Annotated in this window: 12 protein-coding genes; 8 read left to right on the forward strand and 4 right to left on the reverse strand. The window is 46.8% G+C overall.

Going from position 1 to position 13,613, the window contains the following annotated elements; translation table 11 throughout:
* Positions 1–345 precede the first annotated feature (345 nt).
* Positions 346–2,130 (forward strand): proline--tRNA ligase, encoded by a 1,785-nt coding sequence (locus NST33_RS05995; protein ID WP_339182597.1) that lies wholly within the window; start codon positions 346–348, stop codon positions 2,128–2,130.
* A 600-nt stretch (positions 2,131–2,730) separates the two neighbouring features.
* Here the strand turns inward: NST33_RS05995 and NST33_RS06000 are convergent.
* The 3 genes from NST33_RS06000 to NST33_RS06010 all read right to left on the reverse strand — a co-directional run bounded on the left by NST33_RS06000 (position 2,731) and on the right by NST33_RS06010 (position 5,606).
* Complete coding sequence (locus NST33_RS06000; RefSeq protein ID WP_221819069.1) at positions 2,731–4,530, reverse strand: 5'-nucleotidase C-terminal domain-containing protein; 1,800 nt, start codon at positions 4,528–4,530, stop codon at positions 2,731–2,733.
* 173 nt (positions 4,531–4,703) lie between these two features.
* Entirely contained in the window at positions 4,704–5,120 is a 417-nt protein-coding gene (locus tag NST33_RS06005) for an ImmA/IrrE family metallo-endopeptidase (protein WP_017690190.1), read from the reverse strand.
* 42 nt (positions 5,121–5,162) lie between these two features.
* Positions 5,163–5,606 carry a helix-turn-helix domain-containing protein gene (locus NST33_RS06010; protein WP_082219000.1) on the reverse strand — a complete coding sequence of 148 codons (444 nt, stop codon included), beginning with the start codon at positions 5,604–5,606 and terminating at the stop codon, positions 5,163–5,165.
* Positions 5,607–6,533: 927 nt separating this feature from the next.
* Between NST33_RS06010 and NST33_RS06015 the strand changes: the two genes are divergently transcribed.
* The 7 genes from NST33_RS06015 (at position 6,534) to NST33_RS06045 (ending at position 12,678) form a co-directional block, all read left to right on the forward strand.
* Complete coding sequence (locus NST33_RS06015; RefSeq protein WP_017690187.1) at positions 6,534–7,016, forward strand: ArpU family phage packaging/lysis transcriptional regulator; 483 nt, start codon at positions 6,534–6,536, stop codon at positions 7,014–7,016.
* A 262-nt stretch (positions 7,017–7,278) separates the two neighbouring features.
* Complete coding sequence (locus NST33_RS06020) at positions 7,279–8,946, forward strand: GAF domain-containing sensor histidine kinase (RefSeq protein ID WP_339307218.1); 1,668 nt, start codon at positions 7,279–7,281, stop codon at positions 8,944–8,946.
* Positions 8,947–8,964: 18 nt separating this feature from the next.
* Positions 8,965–9,699, forward strand: coding sequence for a response regulator transcription factor (locus NST33_RS06025; RefSeq protein ID WP_221819070.1), 735 nt, complete (start codon positions 8,965–8,967; stop codon positions 9,697–9,699).
* 188 nt (positions 9,700–9,887) lie between these two features.
* The gene (locus NST33_RS06030; RefSeq protein WP_036611439.1) at positions 9,888–10,463 is read left to right on the forward strand and encodes an NAD(P)H-dependent oxidoreductase; all 576 of its coding nucleotides are present in this window, start codon (positions 9,888–9,890) and stop codon (positions 10,461–10,463) included.
* Positions 10,464–10,468: 5 nt separating this feature from the next.
* Positions 10,469–10,969 carry a VOC family protein gene (locus NST33_RS06035; protein ID WP_260632576.1) on the forward strand — a complete coding sequence of 167 codons (501 nt, stop codon included), beginning with the start codon at positions 10,469–10,471 and terminating at the stop codon, positions 10,967–10,969.
* A complete protein-coding gene (locus tag NST33_RS06040; protein ID WP_221819071.1) occupies positions 10,966–11,601 on the forward strand; it encodes a VOC family protein in 636 nt (211 codons plus the stop codon). The genes NST33_RS06035 and NST33_RS06040 overlap by 4 nt, the downstream gene beginning before the upstream one ends.
* Positions 11,602–11,718: 117 nt before the next feature.
* A complete protein-coding gene (locus NST33_RS06045; protein ID WP_221819072.1) occupies positions 11,719–12,678 on the forward strand; it encodes a hypothetical protein in 960 nt (319 codons plus the stop codon).
* Between the two features lie 95 nt (positions 12,679–12,773).
* Here NST33_RS06045 and NST33_RS06050 read toward each other — a convergent pair whose 3' ends face one another.
* Positions 12,774–13,256, reverse strand: a complete 483-nt coding sequence (locus NST33_RS06050; RefSeq protein WP_237176630.1) for a hypothetical protein — start codon at positions 13,254–13,256, stop codon at positions 12,774–12,776.
* Positions 13,257–13,613: the final 357 nt, after the last annotated feature.

A 13,613-nucleotide genomic window follows, 5' to 3' on the forward strand; every position in this document is an offset into this window, starting at 1 on the left:
AACTAATGTGGTCAAAAATGAGAACAGCGTTATAACGAGGACATGATTGTGCAAGCCAGCTTCAACAGAGAGGGAACAGTGTGGTGCAAGGTTCCTGTAGCTGCTTCATAATTCCTACCTCGCGAGCTGCGGAAGAGAATGCCCATCCAGGGTTGCAACCTCCGCCGGCAGGGCCCGTTACGCCCCGTAGGACTGCAGGTCACAGATCGCATAGGTTGCGAACGGATTAATTTGCAGTTAAACAAGGGTGGTACCACGACACATTCGTCCCTTGACGGATGTGTCTTTTTGCTGTTTATGCGCCGTATTTTGATAACAAAAAAGGAAAATTAGGAGAGTGTTCAGATGCGTCAAAGTGAAATGCTTGTTCCAACCTTACGTGAAGCGCCAGCGGAGGCAGATGCGGCGGGACATCGCTGGTTACTGCGTTCCGGTATGATTCGTCAATTGGCGTCGGGAATTTACAGTTATCTGCCCCTCGGACGGCGGATATTGTTGAACGTTGAACGTATTGTTCGAGAAGAGATGGATCGTGCGGGGTGTCAGGAAGTATTGCTGCCGATTATGCAGCCTGCGGAGTTGTGGGAAGAATCCGGAAGGTACACACAGTATGGTCCTGAATTGATGCGTCTGAAGGATCGTCATGCACGGGAATTTGCTCTTGGACCAACACATGAGGAAGTCGTAACCGCTTTAGCACGGGATGAAGTGAACTCGTATCGGAAGTTGCCATTCACCCTGTACCAGATCGGAACCAAGTTCAGGGATGAACGTCGTCCTCGATTTGGATTGCTACGTGGACGTGAGTTCATCATGAAGGATGCGTACTCTTTTGCTTCGGACTGGGAAGAGCTTGATCGTACTTATCAGGCGATGAACACGGCGTATAGTCGCATTCTGGAGCGTTGTGGTCTGGACTATATCCGTGTTGAGGCGGACGCGGGAACGATTGGCGGTCAAGGTGAAACGCACGAGTTCATGGCTCTTGCTGACGTGGGTGAGGACACGATTGTAACCTGCAAACATTGTGGATATGCTGCAAATCTGGAGAAAGCGGATTATCAGACTTCTGGAGATATGGAGAAAACAGAAGGAAGCTTGGAAGTTCCAGCCGACTCTGCGAGTGCAGACTCCGCGCTTCAAGCGGATGAACATTCGGAAGCGGAAAACGTAGTACACATCTCGACACCTGGCGTTCGTACGATCGCTGAGTTAAGCACTTTTGTGGGCAAAGGTGCTGAACATATGATCAAAACGCTGCTTTATGTAGCGGATGGTCAGCTCGTCGCTGCGCTTGTGCGTGGAGATCATGAACTGAATGACATCGCATTGAAACAGGCGTTGGGGGCAGAGGAACTGATCCTTGCAGACGATGCAGCCATTGCGGCACATCCAAATCTGAAGGTAGGATTCCTGGGTCCGATTGGACTAAATCTGCCGATGGTGGTAGACGCTGACGTGTCAGTGATGAAGAGTGCAATTACAGGAGCCAATGAACTGGATGTACACGTTTCCGGCGTACGCCCAGGTATTGATTTTGCATTGGAGCGAGTAGAACGAATTCGCTTTGCTGCGGAAGGGGATACTTGTCCAACATGTGGATCACCACTTGTGTTTACCAAAGGTATTGAGGTTGGACATATTTTCAAATTGGGAACGAAATATAGTGATGCCATGGGTGCTTCATTCCTGGATCGTAATGGTCGCCAGTGTGCGCCAGTCATGGGATGTTACGGCATTGGCGTATCCCGCCTGATGGCTGCGATAGCCGAACAGTATGCAGGAGATGATGGCATAAAATGGCCTGTTGCTGTTGCGCCTTATAATGTGCATCTGATTACAGTAAGTTGGAAGGATGAGCAGCAGCGTCAGCTCACTCTCGAACTGGAACAACAATTGATCAATGGCGGATTCACTGTATTGGTTGATGATCGGGATGAACGTCCGGGTGTGAAATTCAAGGATGCGGAGCTGATCGGATTGCCTGTGCAGATCGTCATTGGCAGAGGAGCAGCAGAAGGACAGGTCGAACTGGGATCACACGCACTTGCAGCATCAGGTGAATCGAAACGAATCGGGTTAATGGCTCAGGAAGCTGTACGTTATGTGAAGGAACAGCTCACTTCCTAAATTCAGGGGATCTTCTAATTATATGAGTTCATATAATAGTACCGAATATGATGCGGTAGATGATTTTGATTGCTGAAATTCCAATCTGAGCATGAAAAAGAGGGCTATAGGCATGCAATTTGGCAGGATTTTATGAGTGATATCATACGAAATAACTATATTTGGATCTATGTATTTAGTATGCAAATGGTTTTATGATTTAGGATTTGAAGATGATCCTACTCAGGCGGATCTATGTGCAAGTATGCAATGTTGAGAAGACAGACATGTCGAAATTAAATGTACAATAACCGCATGAACACGGTCATTCCGGAGAGTTTTTATATAGTTCGGTGTCGAAGTTACATGATAAAGTTGGTCCGTAAAGGCTGCGCTGGGATTTATTTTTGCCTCAGATGATTGTCAGGATCAGCAGGATATGTCCACAGGAAATGTTGAAGTCTCTGATGTGGATGGATGTTTAAGAACTGACATACGAAAGGGTGTCCCCTTAACCAGTAATCTGGTTTGGGGGACACCCTTTTGGTATGACAAGATAGATTCGTTATGTTGTTGCGCCATATAAGCGATCATGCCTATATGCACTTTGCTTTGCTGAGCTTAAGAAGCTGCAGGCAATTTCAATTGTTGACCTGGATAAATCCAGTGTGGATTTTTGATATTATTCAGCTTCTGCAATGCCTGCCAAGTTGTGCCGTATTGTTTGGAGATAGAGTACAGGGAATCTCCGGATTTCACAACATGCAGTTTGGCTGGAGCTGGTTTACTTGGTGTTGGTTTAGACGGTTTTTCCGGTTTTGGTGTTTCTGGTTTTGGCTTGGTTGGAGCTGGTGTTTCTGTTACCGGAGTTTCCGGCTCTACTGCAGTTTTTTTCGCTTCACTGAATCGACCATCTGTTTTGATGTCTACAGCGCCAAGCTTTTGCATGTAGTTGATCAATGCTTCATCCAATGCGCCATACATACCCGTAGTTGGATATTTGGCAAACATGGTGTATTCGTCACCACCAACAGCTGTGAAATCATTGGTTGCCAGTGTATATGTTGCTTTCGGATCAAGGGCTTTATCGCCAACGGTTACGGAATGTACACGGCTACCTTCTGCAGCGGAAGTGTCGATTTTGAACTTGATTCCAGATACTTGCGGGAATCCACCGCTTGGTTCCGGGTAGGAAGCTACACCAACTTCAAGGGCTGCCAGAATATCAGACCCTTTCACTTCAAGGGTTACCACTTGATTACCAAAAGGAAGCACTGTGATAACATCACCTTTGGTTACGATACCCTTTTCAATGGAAGCACGGATACCACCACCGTTAGTCAGTGCAATATCAGCGTTGCTGACATCACGAATGGCATCTGCAAGCAGGTCACCCAGGTTGGTTTCACCTGCACGTACCTGTTCACGCTTACCATCCAGTAGAATGGCTGTGTTGGCTACTTCTTCTTTCAAAATAGGCTCTTGTTCTTTTTGAATGGAGTTCACGAGAGCTGCGACTTTCTCATTTGGTTTGATGTCTTTTGCTGCAGTTTCATCAATTAATGTTGCTTGTTTCTTCGTTACTTTACCACCATCTACCCACAGGTCGATGACACCTACGTAGTTAGTGTATTCTCCTGCACTTGCGATCAACGTTCCGTTATCGGACACAAGACCGTCCTGCAGTATGGTGTGGCTGTGACCATCAATGAATACATCGATGCCAGGAACTTCTTTAACGACTTTTAAACTAGTATCTGTGCTGGACGCATCTTGTCCAAGGTGTCCCAATACCACAACAACATCTACTTTGCTGCGGATCTCGTTCACTAGAACTTTAGCCTCTGCAGATGGGTCTGTAATATCTAGACCTGCTACGTTTTTCGGATTCGTTTTGTACATCGTTTCAGGTGTGGACAGGGCAATGATTCCAACCTTTACACCATCAATTTCTTCAATCAGGTAAGGATCGAAGAGACGAGTTCCGTCCTTTTTCTTCACGTTGGCACTAATCATTGGGAAATTCATCATGTCTGCCAGTTCGATCAAGCGATCCGAACCATAGTTGAATTCGTGGTTACCCGGTACGATGGCCTGGTAGCCCATTTCATTCATGACTTTAACGATGCTCTCACCATTCACGAGAGTGGCAAAAGTTGTACCATGTACAGCATCTCCAGCATCAAGCAGGAGCGTGTTTGGGTTTTCGCTGCGATATTTGTCAGCGATTCCAGCTACTTTGGCAAAACCCATAGCAGGTGAAGATTCAACTGCACGAGCATGCGTATCATTTGTATGTAGAATGGTAATGTGTTTGCCTGTGCCCGGAGTAGTATCCGTTGCAGCCGCGGCAATACCTACACTGCTAAACAGCAAACAGACCGTTAGCAGAAGTGAAACGTAATTCTTCCAGATTTTCATATGAATCCGAAACCTCCCCAATTAATAATCTACTTGAGCGTTTACACAGCTCACGTAGTATTTTAACAGACTATTATTAGGAAATCTCGCGAATTACGTAAAAATAGCTAACCTGAAAGTGACATGTGAAATCTGCTGTTGGATAATATAATCTTCGGAAGGAACATATGTTCTTAAAGAGTGTAAAAAAAATGCTGCGCTTCACGCGGCAGTCCGGTACGTAAACAAAATTTCTCCAAAGATTCATCCGGTTCAGGCATCACTCCGGAGGTTAGCAATTGAATGGCAAAACGATTGGCCTGTCTCTCCAGCTTGCCTGGAGCAAAATAGGAATGTTCCTCCAGAAAGAATCGATTGATTCCTTTATGAAGCCGATCATGACCAAGCTCATGTGCGCACACGAACCGCTGCCATTCCGGCGGCAAATCATTGTGTATGACGATAAACCTGCGCCGGAGCTTGCGAAAGTACAGTCCCTTGGTGGACTTCCCCAAATTGGTGAAACGAATCTGTATTCCAACCGCGCGGGCAATGCTGAACGGGCAGTTGGTCCGGTGTTTGCGAATCAGCTTTGTTACGATGTCATCCATATGATCTCACCTGCTGCTTCATTAAATTCAGTGGGTCATGCCTCATGGGCGATTGTCCGATTCGTCTGTCTTTTTGCGTTTGTTCATCTGTTTGGCTTCCCAGAACAGACCTGTCAGCACATCCTTGATTCGTTTCTTGTCCTCTTCATCGAGTGGAATGCCGTCAAACATCAGATCATCATCGTCTTCCAGCATCTTTTTGAAATCACGACGGTCTTTGTATGTAGCCCATTCCGGTACGTCCTGAAGTTCAGCAGCACTCCCTGGTTCAATATAACCGGCCTGCTTCATCATCTCTGTATAGGGCACCGAGAGTGCGTCTGAAATCTTGCGAATGGTCGCTGGTTTCGGCACACCCCGGACCCCATTCTCAATACGTGAAATCTGTGAGTTGCTTATTCCGGCTGCTTCGGCGAGCTGATTGATGCTGTATCCCTGCTGCTCGCGCAGTTGTTTCATATAAGGACCAAAAGCGTGCTCCACAATTATGCCAACTCCTTCGATTCGTACAAGTACTTGAATTAATATTAAGAAGAAACTTGAATGCGACAACTCCTAAACCCTCTGCGGGTGCGCCGTTCCGGATTCGGATCGTTCTTTTGATCGCTGTTATCCCCGGATTTCCTGTTTCCCTTTCCTAAAGGGTGAAATCCGTTGATAAAGGCGAACGCTTCGCTTCTTCAGAATCGATTCCGTCTCCTTCACTACGTATGCGCTTGATATGTACCTTAGCGGCATTAAGGAGAAGGGGAACTTCTTAATATTAAAAATCAAATGACTTATACGGAAGTTCATTAATTAAACAGTACTATAACGTATATATACCATTAGGTAAAGAGATATGAAACAATTATGCCAAAAGGCATAGGAAATGAGAGCGAAGGTTTTATTTTATCGTCAAAACGAACCAAAATGGAGGTTTACTCTGATCTCCAGAAAGTGGTATCCTCAAATAGAAATGCGAACACTATACGAACAAAATGTAAACTTGATACAGGTTAGAGTTTGGTGGAGTACCTTCCGAACAATGGAATTCTGCGAAATATAGGGATTTGGATTGATTCCAAAAGGCAACAGGGAAAATTGAAGAATTGTCGTTACTTTTTTGGAGAACTGGACAACTCTATGAATAAGAGTCTTTTGCTATCGTTCAAAAAAACGATGGCAAAGCAATATCATGTGAACGATAGAGTGATTGATATGAACTGAGAAATAAAAGTGCTACAGATGAGATGCTTGAATGTTTGAGTATATAAGTTGAACGGAAACGTAGAGGACAGAAATAACCTGAAGAAGCGGAGTTGAAAGTTTTCTGAAAGAAAGCTGCATCGGAAGCTTGTTCTATCATCAGAGTGAATATGCGAAGCTACTAGACTTTCATTCTATAGCGAATACTGAAGGAGGAAAATGATTATGGAATTGATGCTGCCCGAATTGGACCGACGCAAAACGCAAACAGCTGTTGAAGCTGCGCTGGAAAAATACCGAATTTATAAAACCATTGCATTTGAAGAACGAGAGGTTATGGTGACGGCAAGTTATGCCGAGCGTTTCCACGGTGCAACCAATGTGACGGGGGATTCCACGGCGAGAACGGCGATCTACAATGTGGACGTGCAGCGCGCGCGTCAGGCATACTGCGATACGATTGATTTTGTAGTGTCCCGGCTGAGTGAAAAGGAACGTGTACTCGTCTGTGAACGATATTTGAAAGACGATGATGTGTTTGACTATAAGGTGTATAACCATGTGTTTGATCCACCTGTCAGCAAGGATACGTATACGAAGATTCGTACACGTGCTTTCTACAAAATGGCGCTGGCTCTGTCAGATCGAGGTCTGATTAATATGGAACCTTTGTCTGTGTCTCGCAAAGAGCGTCAGAAGCTGGGCTGAGTGAGCGATTGAAGAAGTTGATCCTTTAATATCCAAGGTGGATTGGGTACAATAGTTGAACAAACCACAGTTGGCATTAGGTCGTGTCTGAAAACTCGCTGAAGTGCATCTTTTACCGCCTTTTCGTCCCCTGCTGCGTCACTTTCCCTTGACGTGCCCCGGCACGCCTGCGAAAAATTTCCTTGCTTGGAACGAAAATTCAGCAAAATCTGCCTCCTTCGGAGTTTCCAGACTCGCCCTACCCAAAGGAGAGAAGTCTGCCATGTCGGAAGAAGTCGGAATGCAGGAAATGGTCACATTGAAGACAATCGCGGAAACGCTCAATACGTCCAATGATCTGAACTTAATGCTGGATACCGTGGTCGGCAAATTACTGGAGTTGACCGGATTAACGGCAGGCTGGATGTTTCTGATTAATGAACGTGGAGAATATACCTGTGTTTCGGATTACAATCTGCCCCCGGCATTACTGCGTAAAGATAAGGAGCCCATGCGAACGGGGACCTGCTGGTGTGTGAACCGCTTTAAGGATGGTCAGCTCAATCATGCGGTCAACATCATTAACTGTAAACGGCTGGAGGATGCGGTGGAATTCCAATGGGGAGATACCCATAATATTACCCACCATGCAACCGTTCCGTTAAGGTCAGGTGAGAAGATGCTTGGCTTGCTCAACGTGGCTGCGCCAGCTAAGGAACATTTCAGCGACAGTGAACTGGCACTGTTACAGGGTGTGGCGTACCAGATTGGTAGTGCGATAGAGCGGATGAGATTGTATCGTGCGGAGCAGCGACGAGCTGATCTGTATGCCAAGCTGGGGGAGTTCAGCACGGCTTTGGGTCTTGCAGTGAACGAATGCAACAATTCGGGTGTTTTTTCTATAAAAGTTGTACAGTTGCTTGGGCAGCATTATGATTGGCCTTTCGCTACCATTATTCAGCAGAGAAATGGCGTATATACGGTGCAGGCAGCTTATACAGGTGGCATCGTTCAGACGTTACCTAGAGCGACTCTATCTTTGGAAGCAGAAAACCACATGAACCGAGTGATCAATAGTCATCGTGCTACATCTCTGTCTGCATTAGAGATTGCTGAGATATTTACTTTGTGCGAGCCTGACCAGGTTATGAATTCCCTTACCTTCGGAATTGCTGCTCCCCTTCCATACCATACGCCAGGGGAAACGGGAGTTCTGGTGATCGGAATAGGAACAGCAGGTCCTGCGCAGGCGGACCGTGAGGTGTTGGAGGCATTGGCCGAACATATTACGGCCTCATGGGAGAGTCTGAAGCTGGCGGAGAATCGCCGCGAACTTGCACGAATGGAAGAGAGAAACCGGTTGGCTCGCGATCTGCATGATTCGGTTAATCAGATTTTATTCTCACTATCATTAACGGCTAAAGGCGCGGAAAGTATGTTATCCGGCTCCGAGCAGCTGCACCCGGCAGCGGAAGCGATGAAGGATGTTCGAGCTTTGTCTCGGGAGGCTCTCAAGGAAATGCGCGCATTGATTATGCAGCTCCGTCCCGTGGGACTGGAAGCAGGGCTGCTCCATGCGCTACAGGAATACGGCACCAGCCAGGGTCTTCAAGTGGTGATGAATCGGACGGGAATGCGGTCTTTACCGCGTAATATAGAAGAAGCATTGTGGCGAATCGGACAGGAGGCATTGAATAACGTCCGCAAACATGCGGGTGTTTCAACTGCTGAGGTCATCCTCAAATTAAATGATCATGAAGTGATGCTCACCGTAACGGATCATGGAATAGGCGGTACGAACAGGCCAAAAGCCTCGTCTGGAAGCTCCCTTGGCCTGTCCATTATGAAGGAACGGGCTCAATCGCTCGGGGGCAACTTAGAGATAGTTAGCTCTTCCAGTAAGGGAACAACAGTAACGGCAGTCATTCCACTTCCGTTCGAATCTGTATAAAGTCTGGGGGAAGAAGAGATGCCAATTACCATTTTGCTCGCAGATGACCATGCGATGGTGAGACGAGGGCTGCACGTTTTTTTGACCACACAGCAAGACATGAAGGTTGTCGGTGAAGCATCGAACGGGCAGGAAGCACTGGAGCAGGCGGGAGTGTTGAAACCTGACGTGGTATTAATGGATCTGCATATGCCGGTCATGGACGGAATTGAAACAGCCAGACGGTTGCGTGCATTAATGCCAGCAACGCGAATCATTGTGCTCACATCGTTTTCGGATCAGGATCATGTGGTTCCTGCTGTACGTGCAGGGGTGAAGGGGTATCTACTCAAGGATATTGAACCGGAGGATCTGGCTGTGGCCATTCGCAATGTGCATGCAGGTCAGGTAGAATTGCATCCCGCCGCAGCAGGTCAATTGATGCATGTGATGGCTTCATCCGATTGGTCTATAAATGAACAGCAACCACAGGATATACAGACAGATCAGTCAGCAGACAGTCAACTCCAAGAGCTGAAGCAGGTTGGGAAATCAAATGAAACATCCCTTAGTGGTCCGGATATGCTCACTCGCCGTGAACAAGAAGTATTGGGGCTGATCGCTCAAGGATTGAGCAACAAGGAAATTGCAGTTCAATTGGTCATCACCGAAAAAACGGTCAAAACACATGTCAGTCATCTGCTCGACAAACTCGGACTGGCGGATCGGACACAAGCAGCTCTTCATGCCGTAAGAAATGGCTGGGTCGTCTGACCAATTCCGACATATGTTCATACTTAAGTCGTATAAACTCAACCTAAAGGTTGAGTTTTTTGGTATTTCAAGTTAAGTCTATCTACTGACGATTTGGATGCCAAAGAAAGGTAAGATAAGAGTAGAAATAACAGATCGGTTGAAACATGAGCGTTTGAATTATTAAAAAACCAAGGAGAGTGACATGAATGAATATTGTTATCTTGGCAGGCAGCAATCGGAACAATGCAACCAGTACACGTCTGGGAGAGTATGCTGTGGAGATTATTCGAGGTCAGGGACATCAGGCCAGCCTGTTTGATCTGTATCAGACGCCACTTCCATTCTACGCGCCAGATGAAAAACAAGCGGATCATGAACATCTGGCAGACCTGAATACACGTATGCTCGCGGCTGATGCAATCATCCTGTCTACACCAGAGTATCACGGCAGTATTAGCGGTGTGCTCAAAAATGCACTGGATCACCTGAGTCAGGCTCATTTCAGCGGCAAGCCCGTCCTGTCCATCAGCTCCTCTGGCGGAGCGGTGGGGGTAAGTTCGCTTTTACAACTGCAAGCGATTGTTCGCAATCTGCATGGCATCAATGCCCAAGAGTGGATTTCGATTGGTGGTGCGCAGCGCAGACGATTCGAAGCGACATTTGACGGATACGAGGAGTACGAAGGCAGTCAGGATATAGAGGACCGGGTGCAGCGGGTTATTGGATCGTTTTTAAATCTGGCCCAGACGTTAACGAATGCGCGGAATTCTACCATGAGTTGAGAACCATGGAAGATGAAAAATCGGAAAAGGAAAAGAGGTTGAGCATGATGATTACAGGCATATTTGAAACACATCTAAACGTGACGGATCTGGAGAGATCCCATCATTTCTATGAAACGGTCCTGGGTTTACCTCATGCCTACGGGCAGAAAGAACGTGGAAACTCCTTCTACTGGATAGGTGGAAAAGGCAATGCCATGCTGGGATTATGGCAAAAGGAACCTTCCGAGGTGCAACGTCAGCACTTTGCTTTTCATGTATCTCTGGAGGATATGAAACATGCGGTTGCTCACTTGGAGAACAAAGGGATCAAGACACAGAACTTCCTGGATGATAATATCGGTGAACTGTACGTCTTCGGCTGGATGCCCGCAGTATCTGTATATTTTAACGATCCAGATGGTCATTCGCTTGAATTCATCTCCATGCTCCCGGATGAAACGAAGCCTGAGCTTGGCATGGTGCCATGGAGTCAGTGGGAGGAGATGCAGGAGAAGAACATATGATGATTGAAGAATTACAGTTATATACAACGCGGCTGGAGGACCTCAAGCATTTTTATCGTGATACGTTGGGAATGGAGGTGTCCAATGCGACAGATCAGGCCTTCAACCTGGAGGTTGGAGGGACAAAGATGATTTTCAAACCGTGTGAAACAGATCATGAGCCCTTTTATCATGTGGCATGGTTGATTCCAACAAATCGGTTCAAGGAAGCGAAGCAGTGGGCCGCATCACGTGTTGTTTTAAGTAGGGAAGAACATCGGGATGAGACATACTCTGCTAATTGGGACTCTCATTCTCTCTATTTTGAAGATCCGGCAGGCAATATTATCGAGTTGATTGCTCATCATCGTATTCAGAACGAGAGTGACCATGACTTCTCTACTAAAAATATATTACAGGTGTGTGAGGTTGGCCTGGTGACGGATGATGTTCTGGCTGCGGTGAATGAGCTTCAGCAGATTGGAATCACGCGATGGGGTGAGGTTAGTGATACCTTTGCTCCTGTAGGAGATGTACATGGTTTATTTATTGTGGTGAAGAAGGATCGGACGTGGTTTTTCTCCAAGCAAAAAGCAGAGATCTATCCGCTGGAAGTATCCATTCGTGGCGTGGGCAAGCTTCAAATTGGCTAAACTTTGCATTCCGGGGCAAAACGGGCATATGTGGAGCATTTCCATCATGTTATAGAAGTAAACGCTTTATTTATTCCAGGGTAGTTTCTCTGATGGGCTTACATTTGATGAAGGGTGGTGGCAAGCTTGGATCGACGTTTGTTGGAAGATGGACTAGCGATTATCGTTTCCAGTCGGGAACGTACAGGAGATCTGTGGCACGCCCATTATGGGGCGGGTGCGATTGCGGCATATTTTTGGTTACGGGAAAATCGTCTCACTGCCCTTGCCGCCGGCAGTGTTACGGCCGAAGCAAAAGCCATGCTTCGCCAGCATGGAATCAGCCCTGGCCAGACCTCTCCGATTGGTGAGATGATGCCCAGGGAAGATGCCGAAGCGCGTATTACGGACGCATTGGATCGAACGATTGGAGAGCTGCACTGGGTTGGGCACCAGGCCATCTACGGGGCAATCAGTCTGAAAGCCATTCGTGAACTGGATGGATGGGGTACTGCAGAGGATATTGGTCGGCTGGTTGAACTGATCGATTCATTCGATCGGACCATCCCGGGAAGATCCTGGATGAACACAACGATGAAAGAAATTCGCAGTCTGAAGCCGGAAAAAAGCGATGGTTTCCCCGAGATTGATGATCCAATTCAGTTGTCACGTTTGATTCTGGATGAACTTGGGGCGTTCCAGACCATCTATCACGCGGAAGCGCATCATGATCTAATCGGTCATATGCTCACCTACGGACATGCGCTTAACATATTATATGAATTGGGTTATCCGGCATTATTCCACAAAGGCATTCCGCCTTTCCTTACTATGGTGAAGGCGCTACGCTTAAGCCGAGATGTGGATATTGAACAGGAGATGCCGACATTGCAATCACCCGTAGATCTGCTGCCACTAGAACGGGCGGAACGATCAGTGGCGCTCCCTCATGAGCTGGAATATTGGCTCACCGACAGACGTTCCCGCGACTGGAACGGAGGTCATGTATTCAAATTCCCGTTCAGCTTCTATCATCATGCCAAGAACGGGGAGCCCGTACCGGAAACATGGGAGAACTTTCGTTATATCATCGCGTGAGTAAAAACATACATTTAAGAAGGGGTGTCCGTAATGACGGACACCCCTTCTAGGCATTATTCTAGTCTACCGAATCGTGGGCAGCCTGCACCTTATTAACGGGGCCAAATTTCAAGGATAAAAAGGATCAGCATGACTCTGGACACCAGCATGTATGGTGATTTTCGTACGGGCTGACGCGCTGCCCATATTCCCCAGGAACTCATAAGTGCAATACTCCCCCAGAACATCCATAAGGAGATGCCTTCGGGTGTAAATAGAAAGGATAGCTTGGGCAGTCCCCTGTTGCCAGCCCCAAGAAGAACAGTGGTCATATAGACGAGGATAAGGAAAAACAACTCGAAGAGCAGGGTTTGCAGCCAGAAATAATAGATGTTGAACACTCGTAGCATGATGACTGTGATCAGGATGAACAGGATACCAACGGATAAGAATGTTGCCGCGGTCCATCCAATGAGAGATGTTGTTACAACATCTGTTTCCTGATATAAGACGTACATCGCCAACGCATACATAGCGGGGCCCGCCATATAACTGGTGACAGCAATCCAAAGATAGAAGAAATACCTCTTTTTCATGGTCATATTCATCCTTTATTGTTCGTAGGATTTGAAAGCTGCTTATGTCATATAAACATCATCAGGATGGGTTTGGTTGGACTATCAATAGGAGTTTCTCTCGAGAAATCGACAATTGTCCGCCCCGGACACGACTACATTCATGCGTAATTCATCCCGTTTACCATCAGCGCGAGTGTGAAAAGGCGGTAAAATGGTATTATCGGATCAGCAGCAAGGAAGACACACCGACAGCTCATACGCTAAAGTACAGCCAGCCATGGGGCTGGTTTTTTAATTCGGTGATTGCATCCTTGCCCTGATCGGGTATTAAAGACTAGATATATAAGTTGAACTAACGATTTACACGAGAACGAA

This window comes from Paenibacillus sp. FSL L8-0435, assembly GCF_037965655.1.
Classification (GTDB): domain Bacteria; phylum Bacillota; class Bacilli; order Paenibacillales; family Paenibacillaceae; genus Paenibacillus.